The sequence below is a fragment of the Eubacteriaceae bacterium Marseille-Q4139 genome, assembly GCA_018223415.1.
Lineage (GTDB): Bacteria > Bacillota > Clostridia > Lachnospirales > Lachnospiraceae > CABSIM01.
In genome coordinates this window covers 3253053-3271188 of record JAGTTQ010000001.1, presented here as the reverse complement: position 1 = coordinate 3271188, position 18136 = coordinate 3253053, and the positions used below count along the sequence as shown (strand labels likewise).

The window sequence follows — 18136 nt, the reverse complement described above, 5'->3', positions numbered from 1 at the left end:
TTTCTTTCCGCCCTACCAATGATTATAGGTAAGGATTTCCTCAAGGGCTTTCCGCGTCTTTTTCCTCGGGGCGCCGTTTCCTGCCGGGTAGCCCACCGTTATAATCAGGCGGACAGGGCGCTCCTTCGGGATCCCGAAGGCCTTGTGGAGTTTTTCCTGGTTCATGGTGCCGATCATGCAGGTTCCAAGACCCATGGACGACGCCTCCAGGCAGAGAGCCATGGCAGCCATGCCGATGTCCATCTGCGCGAAATGCTGGGAGCCGTAGTGCTCACCGACGCCAGGCTTTAAGTGGGCCTCATCCTCACAGATCAGGATGAACGCCGGCACCTTGTCTCCCCAGGGGCAGCCGGTCAGGCCGTTGTCGTCGAAGGCCTCCACGACCTTGCTGTGAGCCTCCGGCTCGTCGACGATGATGAAACGCCACGGCTGTGCATTGCAGCCGCTCGGGCTTAACCGCGCCACGTCCACAAGGTGTGCCAGGATCTCGCGGGAAACCGGCTTGTCACTGTACACCCGGCAGCTTTCCCGGATGTTCTGAAGCTCTTCAAATTTCATGGTTTTCTCCTCTTTTCTGCTGCCCTGCCGTCCATATCAGCGTGCAGGGACAATGATTCATATAGGGACATTGTACCATTGCCGCCCGGAATTCTCAATGATTTTTCTCTTGACTTACAGTGTGCTCTAAGGAGTAAAATAAAGATCAGAAACAGTATGTCTGTACCCTGGAAAGGAGAATAAAAAATGGCAGAACAAAAACCCATGCCGGGAACCGGCGGAGAGCATTATATCCCCTTTGAGGAGCGCACCGGAGGTGAATCCGCCGTATATTTTACGAGGGATCTCTCCGCAGAGGGCCTTCAGAAAATTTTTGACCGCGTGAAGGAGTCCATGACAGGAAAAATTGCCGTAAAGCTTCACACAGGAGAGCCGCACGGGCCCAACATCATCCCGCGGCCCTGGGTCGAATCCCTGATGAAAAACAGCCTGCCGGACGCCTCCATCGTCGAGACAAACACGTATTACGAAGGCGGCCGCTACACCACCGAGCAGCACCTTGAAACTTTAAAGGTCAACGGCTGGACCTTCTGCCCTGTGGATATTATGGATGCAGAGGGAACAGTGGCGCTCCCTGTAAAGGGCGGCAAATGGTTTACGGAGATGGAAATGGGAAAAACGATTCTCGACTATGATTCCATGTTCGTACTGACCCATTTTAAAGGCCATGCTCAGGGCGGCTTCGGCGGCTCTGCCAAAAATATCGGCATCGGCTGCGCCGACGGCCGTATCGGAAAGGCCATGATCCATACGACACCCGGCTCCGACAACATGTGGGACATCGCACGCGAGGAATTCATGGAGCGCATGATGGAGTCTGCAAAGGCCGTCACCGACCATTTCGGCGAACACATCACCTTTGTCAACGTCCTGCGGAACATGTCCGTCTCCTGCGACTGTGAGGGCACGGCAGCCATGCCTGTGGTGACGCCTAACATCGGCATCCTGGCCTCCCGCGATATCCTGGCCGTCGACCAGGCCTCCGTCGATCTCGTGTACGCTCTCAAGAAGGACGATCACAAGGCGCTCGTGGAACGGATTGAAAGCCGCCATGGCCTGCGCCAGCTCACCTACATGAAAGAGCTTGGTATGGGCTGTGACAGGTACCGCCTCATCGACATCGACCATCAGGATGCGGAAATTTCCCCGGCAGAAGCCGTAAAGGATGTGGTACCGTTTACGGGTGTATAAATTTCGGCGCAGGAACATGATTTATTCGGTTTCCCGCACCTGCAAAAGGACGGAGGCCGTCCCCCTTCCGGGAACAGCCTCCGTCCTCTTCTTATTTATCCTTCAATGGAAATAAATTTCTTCTCCGGAACCTCCGGCTTCTCCACCTTCTTCGGGATTGTCAGCCTTAAGATGCCGTGTTTAAATTCGCCCTTGATGTCCTCATGGGTCAGCTCTTCGCCCACATAGAAGCTGCGCTCGCAGGCACCTGCGAACCGCTCCCTGCGGATGTATTTGCCTGTCTTCTTCTCCTGCTCATCTTTGTCAACACCTTTGGCGGCGCTGATGGTGAGGCAGCCGTTTTCAAGGGAAACCTTCACTTCGTCCTTGGAGAATCCCGGAAGATCCATTTCCAGCTCATAGCTGTCTTCCGTCTCCCTGATATCCGTCTTCATCAGGTTCTTCCCATGGCGTCCGTACAGCTTTTTCTCCATTTTTTTCATATCCCTGTCATCAAAAAACGGGAAGTCGTTCATAAAATCATCAAATAAGTTATCACCAAAAATGCTGGGCATCAACATAAGTCATTCCTCCATATTTTTCTTTTTCTCCCGGCCCGTCCGGGGCCGGGGCGTCATGTTTTGTTCCAAATCCAAATGTTATCCTTCAATGGAAATATATTTCTTTTCTTCCACTGCCGGTTTTTCTTCTTTTCTCGGGATCATGAGGGCCAGCGTGCCGTTTTCAAATTTCGCCTTGATGTCGGTCTCCGTCACCTGGTCGCCCACGTAAAAGCTTCTGGTGCAGGAACCGCTGTACCGCTCCCTGCGGATATATCTGCCCTGGCTGTCCTTTTCGTCCCGGTTCGTATTGGACGAAGCCGTGACCGTCAGGTAGCCGTCCTTTAACTCTGCCTTCACATCTTCTTTCCGCACACCAGGCAGGTTCATGGTAATCTCATATCCGCCGTCCGTGTCCTTGATGTCTGTCCGCATCAAATCTGTACTTGTTCCTTTATAACTATCGAAAGGATTTCCGAAAAAGTCATCCAGCAAACTCTCTCCAAAAATACTAGGCATCAACATAAGTCATCTCTCCTTTTCTTTCACTATGTCTTTCCATGATTTTCGGAACCGGAGGAGAAACCTGCGGGATCAATTTCCTGCTTTCTGATCTCTCTTCCTTTGTTCTGCATGTACTATAACACATATTATTAGCACTGTCAATAGTTGAGTGCTAATTTATTTGTGAAAAAAGTGTGAAGTCCCGCGCTTTCCTGGTTTTACGGGCTTCACACTTTTCGATAGTTCTTATTTTACTCCGCCAATGTGACTTTGTATGGGGCGGCGATCAATGGTTCGTCTGTGACGGAAATATCATCGTAGTACACGTACAGCATATCTCCTATTTCAAAATCCAGAACCTGCTCTTCCAATTCTTCATTTAGTTGAATGGTAACTCCGCGGCCTTCTTCCACCTCATCAATGTCTTCTGTTAAACTGACCCACATCGTCTTTTCTATACGGCTCCAGCCTCCAAACAGCCCTGTCAGGCACTTTTTGCCGTCTAAGGACTCATCCCCCGCAGCCGAAAGCGGCTCACTGCTCTTGGAAGCAGGCGCGGCCGTGTGTTCTGTTTCCGGATTATTCGCAGCCAGCCCATCCGCCTGTGAACAGCCGATACATGCCGCAAAAATCAGCAGGCTTGCCGATAAGGTCAAGAATACTTTTCGCATAGGGATCCCTCCATATATATTTTTTAATCTCCGGAATGTGGATAAACAGCTTTTTCTCTTCATTCCCAGATGCCCACGCTCCCTACACATGCAGATCCCTGTAATAATACTCCAGATCCCTGTCCGTAATTTCACGGATCACCCGGCAGGGGTTGCCGACCGCAACGCAGTCGGCAGGAATGTCGCGCGTGACGACACTCCCCGCGCCAATGACGGAGTTGGCTCCGATCCGGACGCCTGGCAGGATGACGGCATTGCCGCCGATCCAGACGTTGTCTTCAATGATAACCTCAAACGAATACATCTCCCCGTTGGGGCGCAGCTTATGGTGAACCGGGTGGCCGGTGGCCGTAATCATGACATTGGGGCCGATCAGGACGCCGCTTCCGATTGTAATCTTATAGTCATCCACAAGCGTCAGATTGGAATTGATATAGGTTTTTGCGCCGATGGTGACGGTCTTTCCGAACGCACATGTGAGCGGCGGCTCAATCCAGACGCCTTCCCCTACCTTTCCGAAAATCTCCGGAAGCATCGCATTCCGCCTCTCGCATTCTGACGGATGAATGTGGTTAAAGTCAAAGCAAAGCCCGCGCGCCTTCTTCTGTGCCTCCAGCGCCTCTTTCGTATCTGTCCAGAGAAGCCCCTTCGCTTTTCTCTCTTCCATTGTCATAGCCGAATTTCCTCCCATTTTCTGATATCTGTCCTGATTGTTCCATGGCCGCAGCATGGGCGCTAAACCGCTTAAATATGAATCTGGAATTCCCCAAAGTCAAACACACCGCTCCCCTGCTTTAACTTCCCGGCCTCCGAAAGCTCACGAAAGGCCCTGAGCACCTGCCCTGCCATCGCCGGCGAAACGTCCATGCTGTGATGTCCGGGCAGAATCTGGCTGACTGAAAGGCCGCTTATCTTCTTTACCGACTCATAAAACAACTGCGGATCCGTAGTCGGATAAAACGCATCCAGGCATCCCCTGTAAATCAGGTCGCCGGAAAACAGGTATCCCCGCTCCGTGTCATAGAAACAGCAGTGCCCCGGAGAATGCCCCGGGGTATGAATCACTGAAAGTCTGCGGTTTCCAAGGTCGAACTGGCTGCCGTCAGAAAAGACAGTCCTCGGCGTTCCCTGAAAAATCTGGTAGCTTTCCAGCTCAAAGTCCTCCGGAAACTCGCATGGCCTGCAAGTCAGATTCTGTTTTACCGCCTTAAGAGGCAGGGGAAAATGACCGGAAAGCCATTCCTTTTCCGCCTCGTGGACGGCAATGTCCTCAAAATATCTGTGCCCGCCGATGTGATCCCAGTGGACATGGGTCGTAACCGCCGTGACCGGCAAGGCCGTCAGCCGGTCGACCTCTGCTTTTATGTTGGAAACGCCAAGCCCCGTGTCGATGAGGACGGCCCGTTCGCTCCCGCAAACGAGGTAGCAGTGGGTCTCCTCCCAGTGCCCGTACTCGCTGACCGCATACGTGCCGTTGTCAATCTGTTCGATAGTGAACCAGTTTTTCATACAGGCAGATACCCCCTTTTTCATGGAACCGCTCTCACCCTGGCGTCCCCACCTCAATCAAATTTCCGTCCGGGTCATAAAACCGCAGGGTCTTTTTCCCGCCGGGGAGCTCATGCAGAGGGCTCTCATACCGGATCCCGCCGTATCTTTCCAGCCGTTCGGCAAAACCCTCAAGATCCCGCTCTTCAAAATAAAGCTCAAACGCATGATTTTTTGCCGTCGGCTCCTTTCCCGTAAACTCCTTCCAGGAAGACGCCTCCTGAAGGACAAGCCCTTCCGTGAGAATCACATTTCCGTCGCCGTCGCGCACCGTTTCCAGCCCGAACAACTCCCTGTAAAAGCTTCTGGAACGCTCCAGGTCCCTGACAACAATCAAAATATTTTTAAGCCGCAACTTCACCGCTCCCTTCTGTCTTCCGTCATGTCATAACCGCTTTAAATATTTCTCCGGCACCTTTCCGGTGAGCCAAACGCCGTTGACCGACCGGAAAAACACATATCCGTCCTTTGCCATCCGGCCGCTCTCCACGAGGAAAACCACCGGCTTCCCATGGCGGCTCCCAACGGTTTTTGCCGTCTCCGGATCGCCGGAAAGATGCACATAGAGCCGGCTTTTAGGGAGCAGTCCCTTCTTTTCGATGGAAGAGACAAATTTCTCCCCCGTCCCATGATAGAGGAACTCCGGCGGTTCTTCCCGTTTCAGTTCCACGTCCACCTCAATGGAGTGCCCCTGGTTTGCCCGGATTTTCGTCTTGTCCTCATTAAAGGAATACCGCATCTTCTTATCCGTGCGGACAATTTCCTCGAGGATCTCCATGCTTATGGGCCGCGTCTTCCGGATCCCCTCCAGAAGTTCGTCCACCTTTGCCCATCCATGCCCGTCTAAAGCAATGCCTGCGGCCTCCGGCTTATGGCGCAGAATCAGGCTTAAAAACCGGCTCAACTCCGTAAGCTCCTTCTCCCCTGGAAAAAGTTCGATCCGCTCCACGCTCCATGCACCGGCCTCCAGATGAAGAACTGCCATGGTGACCGGAAGGGAAAACCGCCGTTTCCCGCAGCTTCCCGGATTCAGCCACAGTCTCCCGTCCCGCTCTATCTTAGCATATTTATGGGAATGGCCGAAAATCACGATCTGGCATTCGGAAAGCTCCCGCGGAAGATCCTCGATGTCATGCACTAGAAAAAAACGGAAGCCGCCCAGGTCAAAGCTCTGGCTCTCCGGCAGGAAGTCCATGAATTCCCTGTCGTTGTTCCCTCTTACCGCATAAAACTCTGCTCCCGGCTTCCTGCATGCCGAAACCTGTTCCCAGATCTCCTTCGTACAGAAATCTCCTGCATGGATCACCGCATCGCATTCGCCAATCCGCCGCGCCGCCTCCGGCCTCAGAAGGCCGTGGGTGTCAGACAGGACTGCAATCTTCATCGCTTACACCTCCATTCCAAAAAAGAGCGCACGGTCACATGGTTTTCAGCCGCTCTCTGACATGTTCGTTCTCCTCTGTCTCTTTAAGCTTCTGAAGGGCCGCCTTTATCCCTTCCGTTTCCTGCCATCCGGCGCCCTTCCAGTCCTCTAAGACATTGAGCGCCATGTTCCGGTTATTGATCACCGGGGACAGCAGGGCGGTTCTCACAAGCGTCTCTCCCTCGCCCGGCCATCTTCTGAGAAACTGGACGCAGTAACCCAGCATGTTGTACCGCGGTTCATTCACCGCAAAAGACCAGTCGGCCGGGCCGGTTCCGAGGGATTCCGGGAGCTCCCGCTCACAGATTTCTATGGCCCTGCTCCGAAGCTCCCTGTCTTCTGCCTCAAAAATCAGGAAAAGATCCACGTTCCTTTTTGGAAAATCCCTGTCGAGAGAGGCCAAAAGCGCCTCCTCATACTTCATGCCCAGCTTTTTTGCCAGGGCAAAGCCGCCAAGCCCTTCTTTCATGGCTCTCCCCAGCTCTCTCCGGCATTCCTCCGACTGAAGCAGCTTCTCCGCCTCCTGCCTGGCCTCCGTCCAGCCCATCTCATCGGCCTTGTCACGAACGGCTTCTACCGTCTCGTAATCCGAATACAGGAGTGCCCGTCTTCTTCCATGACCGAGGAAAGAAAGCAAGAGCCCCTGGGGATCCTCTAATTTTTCCGAGGAAATCCCGGGCAGCGGCCCCTCATCAAAAAGCGCCTGCAAAAGGCCGCCGGCTGCCTCAAATTCCCCGTCGGAAAGCAGCTCTTTCCGAAGCCGCTCCGAGAGCCCGCCCTTCACGGCGCAGGGAACGGCAGAATACGAGGGAAGAACCTCATTTCTCCAGCCCTCAAAAAACAGCCAGTCCCGCATTTCCTGATTTTCCGGCACCAACGCCTCGACCGCATGGATCCTGCCCCATCCGCGCACCTTTTTCGCCATGCCGAACAGCTCTTTTCCGGCATCCTCCCATGCCCTCGCTATGAAGACACAAAACAGCGTAAATTCTTCTGAGAGTGCCAGCGTCCGTACATGCTCCCGCCAGCTTCCCCTCGTCCCTGCAAAAAGTTCCAGCACCGATAAGGCATATTTCACAGCCCCTTTTTTCCCGCTTTCCGTCAGGACACGTTCTGCAAAACGAAAAACACGTTCTGCCGAAAGCTCCTGCCGGTTCGCAATGATCCAATCCTGAAGCCCGTCAATGCAGGAAAGCATCCCGTCCTGCTCATCAAAAAGGCCTTCCAGCTTCTCCAAAAGCGTCTCAAAAGAGCCGCCCTCCGATGCTTCCTTCGTTATCTCTTTCAAATGTTCCAGAAGCCCTTCTGCGCCCTGGCCCATGGAATGATACAAAAGGATCCCGTCCATGGCTCCGTCCGCAAACCGGATCCGGTTGGATGCAGGCGGCCCGCCCAGGGAAAAATCAGCAGGGAGCACCCCGTCTTCCCCTGCTGCTTTTAAAATCCGTCTGTAAATAGAGTCCATATATGATACCGCCTTTCTCACACTTTCATACGCCAGCCCCGCAGTCATGCGTTTTCTGCGGGAAGATACGCCGTCTCGATATGCGGCTTCCCGTACTCATAGCCAATGCTCTGATACAAATGGTTGGAAATCGGGTTTGTCCTGTCCACATACAGGTAGGCCAGCTTTCCCTGCTTTAAAATATCTTCCGTAAGCGCCGTAACCGTCTGTCTGGCAAACCCCTTTCCCCGGTATTCCCGGCGGGTAAATACATGGGAAATGCCGCAGAGCAGATCCGTTTCCCGCACTTTCCTCGCCATCGACACAATCTTCCCATCCATACGCACAACGGCAAAATCCCGGATTTGTGCCAGAACCTCCGCTGTCCGCTCCTGGAAATCCGTCTGCTGCGTGCCGGCCTCCTCCGAGAACTGCCCCATCAGTTCCGCAAGTTCCTCTGCCTCTTCTTCAAATGCCGCAGCCACAAGGCTGGTGTCCGCAGGCCTTGCCGACGTACATTTCATCATGTCCGTGGTATGTGACAATACATGCGTCCCCCCTGCCAGCGCTTCATAGCATTGGAAAAAAGCCTCCGTCGTTTCCGCGTCCGAAAGCACGCTGCCAAAGGTGAGCCCGTGTTCCTTAAGCCCTGCCGCAAGCTCGCCGCATAAGGTTCTGTCCCCGTATAGAACCATCGGGAAGATCCGATAGCGAATCGCCAGAAGACAAAGCTCCCCCTCTGCCGCCTTCACTGCGAACCCCTGGGACGAATCCTTCAGGTTTTCCGCATTGCTGACGAAAAAGACGGTTTCCAGGGGATTCTCTTTTAAAATACCGCGGTTGTCATTGAAAAACTGGTTTCCGTTTTCATAAATCCGAAACATGACGGCCTCCCTTCCTGTTCTGCTAATTGATAGAAATTATAATATAAATCTCCGGATATTTCTATTATTTTTGCGTAATATCCGCAAAAGTTTTGTTTATGGGGCAGGCATAACGCGTCAAAGTTGTACGCCTGCATTATTTTTTCTTGTGTTCTTTTATGGGATATGCTAAAATAAATACAAATATATAAAGTTGTTTTTATTCGTACATGAGGTGATGGGATGCCAAAGGTAGCTTATTCTGAAAAGGACAGGGAGCGGATCCGGACAGAGCTCATTGCTGTCGGGCTCGAATTGATGGCAAAACAGGGCGTACAGCATACAACCGTAGAGCAGATATATAAAAAGGTTGGTATTTCACGAACCTTCTTCTATTCTTTTTTCTCAACGAAAGAAGACCTGGTGGTTGAAGCGCTGTACTGGCAGCAGCCTAAAATTATCGAGTATATCAAAAAGCTGATGGCGGATCCTGCGCTTAGCTGGCGCGACGCCGTGAAACAATTTCTTTATGCCTGCTGTTACGGAGAACGGAACGGGATTGCTGTTTTGACAATAGAAGAACAGCAGATTATTTTTAAGCGCCTGTCAAAGGAAAGTTACCAGATTTTCCGCCGCAGGCAGCTTCAGCTTTTCGGAGAAATTTTAGAAAACTTCGGGATCCGGACAGATGAACGCCGGATCGGGCTGTTTACAAATTTAAGCCTTGCTACGATAGTGGTACGCAGGGCTCTCCCCGACACGCTTCCGTTTCTTGTCCCTGAAGCGGCTGACGAAACCGTAGATTTCCAGATTGCCGCGATTGTGGATGCCCTGGAAAAGCTAAAGATGGCTTCTGACTCTCTTCAAAAATAAATCTTCAGGAGGAAAAAAGATGGGGTTTTTCAGCAAATTGTTTAAAGGACCGGAAATTGATATGGAAAAGAGCCGCGCAAATGCAAAGAAAATGCGGGCGCTGTTTAACCATGTCGTCACAGACGGTGACGATTACAGGCTGATCTTCGGATATACCGAGGACGTGAGCCGCTTCAATTACGGCTTTGTCCATGGCAGCAAAACAAAAATCGGAAATCTGATTGTCGGCTGGAACGAAGCCAGCCAGACGATTGTGGCAGTTCCCACGGTTCCTGACCTTTCCGGCTGCGGTGATCCGACGTACTACCGCCGCTCCGAAATTTTGAAAGCCTACCGAAACAAGTACCCTACGGACGCATTTATCATTTATCCCGACAAGAAAGGGTATATCGGCATCAATGCCTATGACTGGCTGGAGGATGAAAAGCTGTATGTCTACGTGTCGCAGGATGAGGAACTGGCGGCATTTACTGACTTCTTTATGAACCAATTTGCAAAAAAGTGAGGGAAAGGAAGCCGCAGGCCCGCCAGCAAAAAGCTGGCCCCGCCTGCGGCATTCTTCTTCCTACGCCTCGTCAATGGCCTTTCCAATGTCATGGCGCATATATTTATTCTCGAAATTCACCCACTCGGCTGCCTTATAGGCATTCTCCCTGGCCTCCTTGAGGGTCGCCCCGTTGGCCGTCACGCCGAGCACGCGGCCGCCGTTCGTGACAATCTGCCCGTTCTCATCGAACTTCGTCCCGGAATGGAACACATAATATCCGTCCAGCCCCTTAAACTTTTCAAGGCCGGAAATCGGATAGCCCTTCTTATACTCCACCGGATAGCCGTCAGACGCCAGGATGACGCAGACCGTTGCCCTGTCGTTGTCAAATTTTAAGTCAACCTGATCCAGGGTGCCGTCGATGCACGCCTCAAACACCTCGATGATGTCGTTTTCCAGCCGCGGAAGCACCACCTGCGCCTCCGGGTCGCCGAACCTGGCGTTGTACTCGAGAACCTTCGGCCCGTCCTCTGTGAGCATCAGCCCGAAGAAAATGATGCCTTTAAACGGCCTTCCTTCTGCCTTCATGGCGTCCACCGTCGGCTGATAAATATACTTTTTGCAGAACTCGTCCACCTCTTTTGTGTAGAACGGGCTGGGAGAGAAATTTCCCATTCCGCCGGTGTTGAGGCCCTCATCGCCGTCCTTGGCCCGCTTATGATCCTGGGCCGAGCTCATGATCTTTACTATGTTCCCGTCCACAAACGAAAGCACCGACACCTCGCGGCCCGTCATAAATTCCTCGATGACGATCTCATTTCCGGCATCTCCGAACTTTTTATCCGTCATCAGGGTCTTCACGCCCTCGACGGCTTCCTCCCGCGTTTCACAGATCAAAACGCCCTTTCCGAGTGCCAGGCCGTCGGCCTTTAATACGATGGGCATTTTTGCCGTCTTAAGATACGAAATGGCAGCCTCCGGATCCGTAAACGTCTCGTATGCCGCCGTCGGGATCCCGTACTTCTTCATGAGGTTTTTGGAAAAGGCCTTGGAACCCTCCAAAATGGCCGCATTCTTCCTGGGGCCGAACACCCGGAGCCCTGCCTCCTCAAATTTATCTACCACACCGCCCACTAACGGGTCATCCATACCGATGACCGTCAGGTCGATCTCCTTTTCCTTTGCAAATTCCACAAGCCGGTCAAACTCCATGGCACCGATGGGCACGCACTCGGCCACCTCAGAAATCCCGGCGTTTCCCGGAGCACAGTAAATCTTCTCCACGCGGTCACTCTGTGCAATCTTCCATGCAATCGCATGCTCTCTTCCGCCGCTTCCAACAATCAGAACTTTCATGTTCGCCCTCCTCGCGTATTTCCCGTCAAAAATCTTCACCAAATAACAGACGGCCGCCGGTACCCGGCAGCCGCCCGCAAAAGCGTTTGTCTTGCTTTCCGAAATCTGCCGCAGCAGTCTTTTAAATCATTCCATTTGCAATCATGTGGATCGCCTTCGGGAGAATCTGCCACTCCGCCTCCTCCATGACACGCTTCTGGAGGATTTCCGGCGTATCGCCTTCCTTTACTTCCACGGCCTTCTGAAGAAGAATCGGACCGGAATCCATCCCCTCGTCCACAACATGCACCGTAGCCCCCGTCACCTTTACGCCGCGCGAAAGCGCCGCCTCGTGAACCTTAAGCCCGTAATATCCGACACCGCAGAACGACGGGATCAGTGACGGATGGACATTGATAATCCTGTTTCTGAATTTCTCAATCATCATGGGCGGGATCTTCACAAGGAAGCCGGCCAAAACAATGAGATCCGGCCTGCATTCCTCCACCCTGGAAAGCAGCGCCTCATTGAAGGCCTCCCGGTCAGAAAAGTCCTTCGGGGACACACACTCCGCCGCAATCCCGTGGTTTTTCGCACGTTCCAATGCATAGGCGCCGGGATTGTTGCTGATAACCTTGACGACCTCGGCATTTGTGACCGCGCCGTGATCCATGGCGTCTAAAATCGCCTGGAGATTCGTGCCGCCGCCGGAAACCAGGACACAGACTCTTAGCATAAGGTCACTCCCTTTTCGCCTTCCTTTACGGAACCGATCACATACGGCGTCTCACCGGCCGCCTTCATGGCCTCCATGGCCTTATGAGCGTCTTTCTCATCTACTGCTACGATCATGCCGATACCCATGTTGAAGGTATTGTACATGACCTTCTCCTCGATCTCGCCCTTTTTCTGCATCATGGCGAAAATCGGCGGAACGGGATAGCTGTCCTTTTTAATCTCGGCGCAGACGCCGTCCTTTAACATCCGCGGCACGTTCTCATAAAAACCGCCGCCTGTGATATGGCTGCACGCATGGATGCGGACGCCGGCTTCCTTCACGGCCTTAAGCGCCTTCACATAGATCTTTGTCGGCGCAAGGAGCGTCTCGCCCAGGGTCTTTCCAAGCTCGTCGTAATACGTATTTAAGCCTTCCTTCGTAAGCTCCTTCTCAAACACCTTCCGCACAAGGGAGAAGCCGTTGGAATGGACGCCGGAGGAAGCCATGCCGATCAGCACGTCGCCGGCCTTTAATTCCTTGCCGTCCACCATGTCCTTCTCGTCCACGACGCCGACAGAAAAGCCAGCCAGGTCATACTCATCCTCGGGATAGAAGCCCGGCATCTCTGCCGTCTCGCCGCCGATTAAAGCAGAACCGGCCTGCTTGCAGCCCTCGGCCACACCGGACACGATGGCAGCAATCTTTTCCGGAACCTGCTTTCCGCAGGCAATGTAATCCAGGAAAAACAGCGGCTCGCCGCCGGCACATGCCACATCGTTGACGCACATGGCGACGCAGTCGATGCCGACCGTATCATGCTTATCCATTAAAAATGCAAGCTTTAACTTTGTTCCGACTCCGTCCGTTCCGGATAACAGGACGGGATGTTCCATACCTTTAAAGGCCGCTGCGGAAAATGCGCCGGAAAACCCGCCGATCCCGCCGAGCACCTCGGGGCGCATGGTGCCCTTCACATGCTGTTTCATAAGCTCTACTGATTTGTAGCCAGCCTCAATATCAACTCCGGCATTCTTGTAATCCATATGTACCTCCAAACATCTTCCATGGTTTCACCGGGCAGACGGCCCGGCAGGCTCAAAAACTTGAAATCCGGCAGATTATTTCTTCATCCCCGCCAGATATTCTTTATAACCGATCTGGTCTAACTTCTCAGCCTTTCCGGCCACCTCATTCTTTAACTTCTCCGAATAAGCCTTCAGCCTGGAAAGAAGCGCCTCGTCGGACGTGGCCAGGATTTTGGCCGCCAGGATGCCGGCGTTCTTCCCGCCGTTGATGGCCACCGTCGCCACCGGGATTCCCGAAGGCATCTGTACTATCGAATAGAGAGAATCCACGCCGCCGAGATCCGACGTCTTCATCGGGATCCCAATGACGGGCATCGGGAAAATCGCCGCGCACATGCCGGGAAGATGGGCCGCCTTTCCGGCTCCGGCAATGATTACCTTGATTCCCTTCCCCTCAGCCGCCTTCGCGTACTCGTAAAAAATGTCCGGTTCCCTGTGGGCGGAAATGATCGTCATCTCAAAGTCGATTCCGAGCTCCTCTAACATATCGGCAGCCTGTGCCATGATGGGCATATCGGAGTCGCTTCCCATTACAATCCCAACTTTTGCCATTTTTTTCTCTCCTTTTCATCTGATGGTTATTGATAAGTTATACTAATATATTGGATTGAAATAAATATCATCTCTTATGAATCATAATACTAGTTTTTTACCGCCGCGTCAAGAGGAAATGGGGAAATCTAAATGGAAAGTTAAAAGATGCCATTCCATAGATGCCGGCAGCGGCACTGGCAGCCACATGGCTGACCAGTACAGCAGCCCAAATCCCATTTAGGCCCAGGCCCATACAGGAAAGCAAATAAGCAAGGGGCATCCGAACCAATATATAATAGAAAATCATCAGGAACATACTTTTTGAAGGTTTTCCCAAACCATTGAGGGCGCCTAAAAAACAATTTGTGACTGTGTTAAGAACATACCCAACACTGACAATCATAAAATATGTTCCGACAATACCTGCAACATCACTGCTTTTAACAAACAGGCCGGAAAGCTGTTTTGAAAAGCCTACGATCAAAAAAGAAAGGAGTGCGAGCAGGCCGCAGCCATATCCCAGTGCACATTTCAGATAGTCTTTTGCCCGGTCATATCGTCCGCCGCCGATACACTGCCCGATGATGGCAGTCAAAACCATATTCAAAGCCATCGCCGGGTAGAAAAGAATGGTTTCCAGTTTTCCTGTCACTCCATAAGCCGCGATTGCTGTGACGCTGTATGTACTGACAAGCGCCGTGAGGAACGTCGTACTGATTGCCGGAATACTCTGCTGAATGACAGAGGGAATTGCCTTTTGAACCAGCGGCCATACTTCCTTCTTATCAAACGCAGAGATTTTAAACTTGAACAGCTTTTTCTTTTTCAGATAAATCAGCATAAACAGCAGACAGATCGCCTGAGAAAGCAATGTGGCAATCGCGGCACCGTGAAATCCGATAAAATGGATAAAAATCGGATCTAGGACTGCATTCAAAATCGTTGATACCAGCATTGCTGCTGCCTGAAACATGGAATTGCCAAAGCTCCGTAAAACGGCGGTGAAGTAGAGATAGAGATAAACCGCAAAATACCCGAGAACATATATCGCCAGATAGCCGTATGCCATATCATAAGTTTCTTCCGGCGTGTTCAGAGCTTTCAAAATTCCCGGGAGAAAAATCTCAAGCAGAGCGGTGACGAGAAGTGAAAACACCACTGCGGCGCAGAACGATGTGGCAATCAAACCTTCTGTTTTTATCCTGTCCTTTGCGCCAATCACCTGGGAGAGCAAAATGGATACGCCATTCGTTGCACCCATCGCAACGGAAGTTAAAAGCAGAATGACAGGGGTGGAGTTTGTCAAAGCGGCGTAGGCTGTCTCACCAAGCAGATTTCCGATCCACAGGCTGTCTACAAGGTTATACATCATGTTAAGAAACATGGCGGCCATCATCGGGAGCGCCATTGCCATAAGGCAGCGCTTTGTATTTCCGCCAATGAAATCAATTTTTGTTGGCATTGTAAAACTTCCTTTCTTATTTGAATGAACATCATTCATTTTCTTGGGCTTTGAAAATCCCCCGACACAAAGCGGGAGATTTTTCAAAGATGCAGTGCAAATATGAGAAACTCTCGAATCCGTTTTGACTTATCTTCCTGCGTCAAATCGTCTGCCAGCAGGATGCCAAGCTGTCCATACACACAAAACATAGCGGCGGCCTGCAAATCGTCAAACTGGAGCTCGCCTTTCTGCCTGGCCCGATACAACAGTTTCTCCACAAGGGGAACCAGCTTCTCGCATACTTTGAGAGATAACTGATCGTGAAATTTTTTATTCGCCGCTCCGTGAAAGACAGAATAATATTTTGTGTCCCGCTCTTCCACCGTGGCAGGCATATCTTCAATAATCTGCCGCAGGGTCTTATGCCCGTCTTTTTCAGAGCTGACAAACTGCTCCACCAGGACGTCGGCGTATTGTTCAACCGCACTGTCAAACAGAGCCTCTTTCGACGGAAAATAACGATAGCACAGGCCTTGTGCCACACCGATTGCTTTTGCTATGTCTGTAATCGAGGTTTTTTCATATCCTTTTTCCCCGAACAGCTTAAGAGCGGTATCTAAAATCTCCTGTCTGCGTACTTCCGGTTCCTTTGTAACCCGCATAATCTGAACCTCCTTTCTACCAATTAGTATAGCACGCTTTTCTGAAAAGTCAATGAATAAAATTCATTCATTTTTGCTGTTAGCGGCATTATTTTGAATAAGCCAAGGCCACCGGCTGAACCGGTGGCCCTGGCAGCAATATCGTTTTAAATCAATCTGTCCAATTCTTCATTGAGCTCCAGAACCCCAGGAAGCACAAACCGCCCGTCCACAATCACGGGAATTTTCTTTCCGTCCGGAAGGACGGCGTCAATCCGGCCGATCTCTTTATAAGGAACCGTAATATCCGTATGGACGCCGAAATACGCCTTTGACGGGTCTTCCTTCCTTAAAATCGACACCTCGTTGTCCCTCGCCGTCATCTCTTTCCCGTCCGGGTTATACATGGGGCTGTCCTCCGACCAGCTGTAACACGTATCGCCCACGGCAAAGTGCGGCCCCATCTTCTCCACAATCAGGATCGGCAGCCGATCCAAAATCCCGAACTGCTCCGCCATGGCATAGGCCGCCGTGTTGGTTCCGATGGCAAATTCCCCCATGGGCAGGCTCTCGTGGCCGTTCATGATCTCCTGGATCACAAGCGTCCTTCCGGCCTCCGCTGCCGCAGCCTTTTCTTCCTCCGATGCCGTCTCTGGCAGTTCTGCAAGGAAATTATCGCAGGAAACAGACGTCACGCGGCCGTCCGCAAACCGGAGCTTTAAATTCTTAAACTGGATTTCGCCGATGTACACGGTGCCTACGTTTAAAAGCCCCTCTGTTCCGGAAAGCTTCGGCGACGTAAACACCTCGCCGAGAGGGATGTTCACATCATCCACGCAGTTTTCAAACCGCGTCTCCTTTTCCGGATCAGAAACCGGCGCCAGAGCGACCCGAAGGTCGGTGCCGTTTTCGCCCCGCCCTAAAACATGGACGTACTCGGCCTGATCGAGGGTGTCAATGAGGATCTGCTGGAATTTCTGGTATTTTTCATGATCCAGCGTATTGATGCGGATCGTCTCTTTAAAAATCGCCTCGAAATCCGGGCCGATTTCCGGGGTCGGAAACGCCATGATCGTAAAGCTCGTCTCATCGCCTGGGATGTAGGCGTTCGTCACCGGCATCGAAAGGTTCCTGAATTCCAGATAAAGCTTCTGCTGCTTTTCCGTAAACGCCCAGGCCTCCTTTTTATTTACCGGCGAAAAGCCCTCCTCGCCGAAAATTTCCAACACCGCCGGCCCGGCATAGTCCGCCGCTTCCTTTTTATATGTCTCATAGGCCGTCTTTAAAACGGAAAGCTTCCTGTCGCGGAACGCCTTGTCATAAAACAGCGCGCAGTCATACCGGTGATCGTAGTCATACTGCTTGTTGGGGGAGCTGCCGAACCAGCCGTTTTTCCCGCCGGGGTTCCGGCTGACGCTGGAAACAGCCGTCCGCGGGAAAATGACGGAAAGGCCCGCAGCCTCGAAATTTTTCACGGCCCGGCGGATTACACGCTCAAAGCCGAGAGGATAACGGATCGCCGCCGTCTTCTTTTTGGAGAGATCGCGTCCCATGACGGAAAAGCCGCGGATATAGCCGTCCGTAAAGGTATCAGCAATCCGCCGGATGGTCTCCTCCGGAAGTCCGGAAAGAAACTTTGAGAGGGAAATTTCCTGTTCTGAAACATACTCGCCGAAATCATAGAGGTAAGACGGCTCCGAAAGGTCGCTCTCCATGATGATTTTCTTTGCAAAATCCAGGGACGGATCCACGCCTTCGCGGACTCGGAACGCAGCCGTCTCGTCGCAGTAGTCGCTGACGCACCAGTAAATCACGTCCCGCACCTGCTTTTCCTCCGGGATTCCTTCCTCAAACAGGTTGTAAATCTCAATAAACGCCTCATTCCAGATCACAATCTCTAAAAGCCGGCCTTCAAAAGCGTAGACAATGTCGCCTCGGATTTCTGCATAAAGGAAGGAAAGAAGCTTTCCCATATCCTCCCCGAGCATTTTGGCCGCATATGCCGGATTGACATAGCTTTTTTCATAATTTCCCGGCAGGATACCGCCGTAGAGCCGTTCGTTCCAGGCCTTTTTTTCTTCTGTTTCCAAGCCCTTAAAGGCCCCGGACATGATAACCTCCCGCAGCTCGGATACCGCCAGCAAAAAGCCGGCCGCGTCCTGAAAATATGCCCGGAAAGGCTCACTTACAGTCTCCTCCTCCAGGATCCTGCGGATGCGTTCCATGGAAAGCGCATACCGCTCCAGTAAAATTGAATCTTCCATTTCTGCCTCCGTTT

The 18136-nt window shown here is 52.1% G+C and carries 20 protein-coding genes; 3 read left to right on the top strand and 17 right to left on the bottom strand.

From position 1 onward, the window contains the following. Positions 1 to 12: 12 nt before the first annotated feature. Positions 13 to 558, bottom strand: a complete 546-nt coding sequence (locus KE531_15655; protein ID MBR9955027.1) for a nitroreductase family protein — start codon at positions 556 to 558, stop codon at positions 13 to 15. A gap of 186 nt (positions 559 to 744) precedes the next feature. On the opposite strand from KE531_15655, the gene KE531_15650 reads away from it, so the two are divergent. Next, a complete protein-coding gene (locus KE531_15650) occupies positions 745 to 1749 on the top strand; it encodes a DUF362 domain-containing protein (protein ID MBR9955026.1) in 1005 nt (334 codons plus the stop codon). Between the two features lie 95 nt (positions 1750 to 1844). Here the strand turns inward: KE531_15650 and KE531_15645 are convergent, their stop codons facing one another. The 9 genes from KE531_15645 to KE531_15605 form a co-directional block, all read right to left on the bottom strand. Further along, positions 1845 to 2309 (bottom strand): Hsp20/alpha crystallin family protein, encoded by a 465-nt coding sequence (locus tag KE531_15645; protein ID MBR9955025.1) that lies wholly within the window; start codon positions 2307 to 2309, stop codon positions 1845 to 1847. A gap of 78 nt (positions 2310 to 2387) precedes the next feature. Continuing rightward, positions 2388 to 2813, bottom strand: a complete 426-nt coding sequence (locus tag KE531_15640) for an Hsp20/alpha crystallin family protein (GenBank protein ID MBR9955024.1) — start codon at positions 2811 to 2813, stop codon at positions 2388 to 2390. A 230-nt stretch (positions 2814 to 3043) separates the two neighbouring features. Then, positions 3044 to 3463: a hypothetical protein gene (locus KE531_15635; GenBank protein MBR9955023.1), complete on the bottom strand. Its 420-nt coding sequence runs from the start codon at positions 3461 to 3463 to the stop codon at positions 3044 to 3046. Between the two features lie 82 nt (positions 3464 to 3545). Continuing rightward, a complete protein-coding gene (lacA, locus tag KE531_15630) occupies positions 3546 to 4136 on the bottom strand; it encodes a galactoside O-acetyltransferase (GenBank protein ID MBR9955022.1) in 591 nt (196 codons plus the stop codon). Between the two features lie 71 nt (positions 4137 to 4207). Continuing rightward, positions 4208 to 4972 carry an MBL fold metallo-hydrolase gene (locus tag KE531_15625; GenBank protein ID MBR9955021.1) on the bottom strand — a complete coding sequence of 255 codons (765 nt, stop codon included), beginning with the start codon at positions 4970 to 4972 and terminating at the stop codon, positions 4208 to 4210. Positions 4973 to 5006: 34 nt separating this feature from the next. Further along, positions 5007 to 5366, bottom strand: coding sequence for a VOC family protein (locus KE531_15620; protein ID MBR9955020.1), 360 nt, complete (start codon positions 5364 to 5366; stop codon positions 5007 to 5009). Between the two features lie 30 nt (positions 5367 to 5396). After that, positions 5397 to 6395, bottom strand: coding sequence for a YfcE family phosphodiesterase (locus KE531_15615; protein MBR9955019.1), 999 nt, complete (start codon positions 6393 to 6395; stop codon positions 5397 to 5399). 34 nt (positions 6396 to 6429) lie between these two features. Continuing rightward, positions 6430 to 7899 (bottom strand): hypothetical protein, encoded by a 1470-nt coding sequence (locus KE531_15610; protein MBR9955018.1) that lies wholly within the window; start codon positions 7897 to 7899, stop codon positions 6430 to 6432. Between the two features lie 44 nt (positions 7900 to 7943). Next, positions 7944 to 8762, bottom strand: coding sequence for a GNAT family N-acetyltransferase (locus KE531_15605; protein MBR9955017.1), 819 nt, complete (start codon positions 8760 to 8762; stop codon positions 7944 to 7946). 222 nt (positions 8763 to 8984) lie between these two features. Between KE531_15605 and KE531_15600 the strand changes: the two genes are divergently transcribed. Together KE531_15600 and KE531_15595 are read left to right on the top strand one after the other, a co-directional pair. Further along, positions 8985 to 9614: a TetR/AcrR family transcriptional regulator gene (locus KE531_15600; GenBank protein ID MBR9955016.1), complete on the top strand. Its 630-nt coding sequence runs from the start codon at positions 8985 to 8987 to the stop codon at positions 9612 to 9614. Positions 9615 to 9633: 19 nt separating this feature from the next. After that, positions 9634 to 10119, top strand: a complete 486-nt coding sequence (locus tag KE531_15595) for a hypothetical protein (protein ID MBR9955015.1) — start codon at positions 9634 to 9636, stop codon at positions 10117 to 10119. Positions 10120 to 10179: 60 nt separating this feature from the next. Here the strand turns inward: KE531_15595 and purD are convergent, their stop codons facing one another. The 7 genes from purD to KE531_15560 form a co-directional block, all read right to left on the bottom strand. Beyond that, positions 10180 to 11457, bottom strand: a complete 1278-nt coding sequence (gene purD / locus KE531_15590) for a phosphoribosylamine--glycine ligase (protein ID MBR9955014.1) — start codon at positions 11455 to 11457, stop codon at positions 10180 to 10182. 121 nt (positions 11458 to 11578) lie between these two features. Further along, on the bottom strand, positions 11579 to 12172 hold the full coding sequence (locus KE531_15585; GenBank protein ID MBR9955013.1) for a phosphoribosylglycinamide formyltransferase: 594 nt from the start codon (positions 12170 to 12172) through the stop codon (positions 11579 to 11581). After that, positions 12166 to 13197 (bottom strand): phosphoribosylformylglycinamidine cyclo-ligase, encoded by a 1032-nt coding sequence (locus KE531_15580; protein ID MBR9955012.1) that lies wholly within the window; start codon positions 13195 to 13197, stop codon positions 12166 to 12168. Before KE531_15580 ends, KE531_15585 begins: the two co-directional genes overlap by 7 nt. 75 nt (positions 13198 to 13272) lie before the next feature. Next, entirely contained in the window at positions 13273 to 13791 is a 519-nt protein-coding gene (purE, locus tag KE531_15575; protein MBR9955011.1) for a 5-(carboxyamino)imidazole ribonucleotide mutase, read from the bottom strand. Positions 13792 to 13888: 97 nt separating this feature from the next. Beyond that, positions 13889 to 15235 (bottom strand): MATE family efflux transporter, encoded by a 1347-nt coding sequence (locus KE531_15570; GenBank protein MBR9955010.1) that lies wholly within the window; start codon positions 15233 to 15235, stop codon positions 13889 to 13891. Positions 15236 to 15318: 83 nt separating this feature from the next. Then, positions 15319 to 15879, bottom strand: coding sequence for a TetR/AcrR family transcriptional regulator (locus KE531_15565; GenBank protein ID MBR9955009.1), 561 nt, complete (start codon positions 15877 to 15879; stop codon positions 15319 to 15321). A gap of 146 nt (positions 15880 to 16025) precedes the next feature. After that, complete coding sequence (locus tag KE531_15560; GenBank protein MBR9955008.1) at positions 16026 to 18122, bottom strand: aminopeptidase; 2097 nt, start codon at positions 18120 to 18122, stop codon at positions 16026 to 16028. Positions 18123 to 18136: the final 14 nt, after the last annotated feature.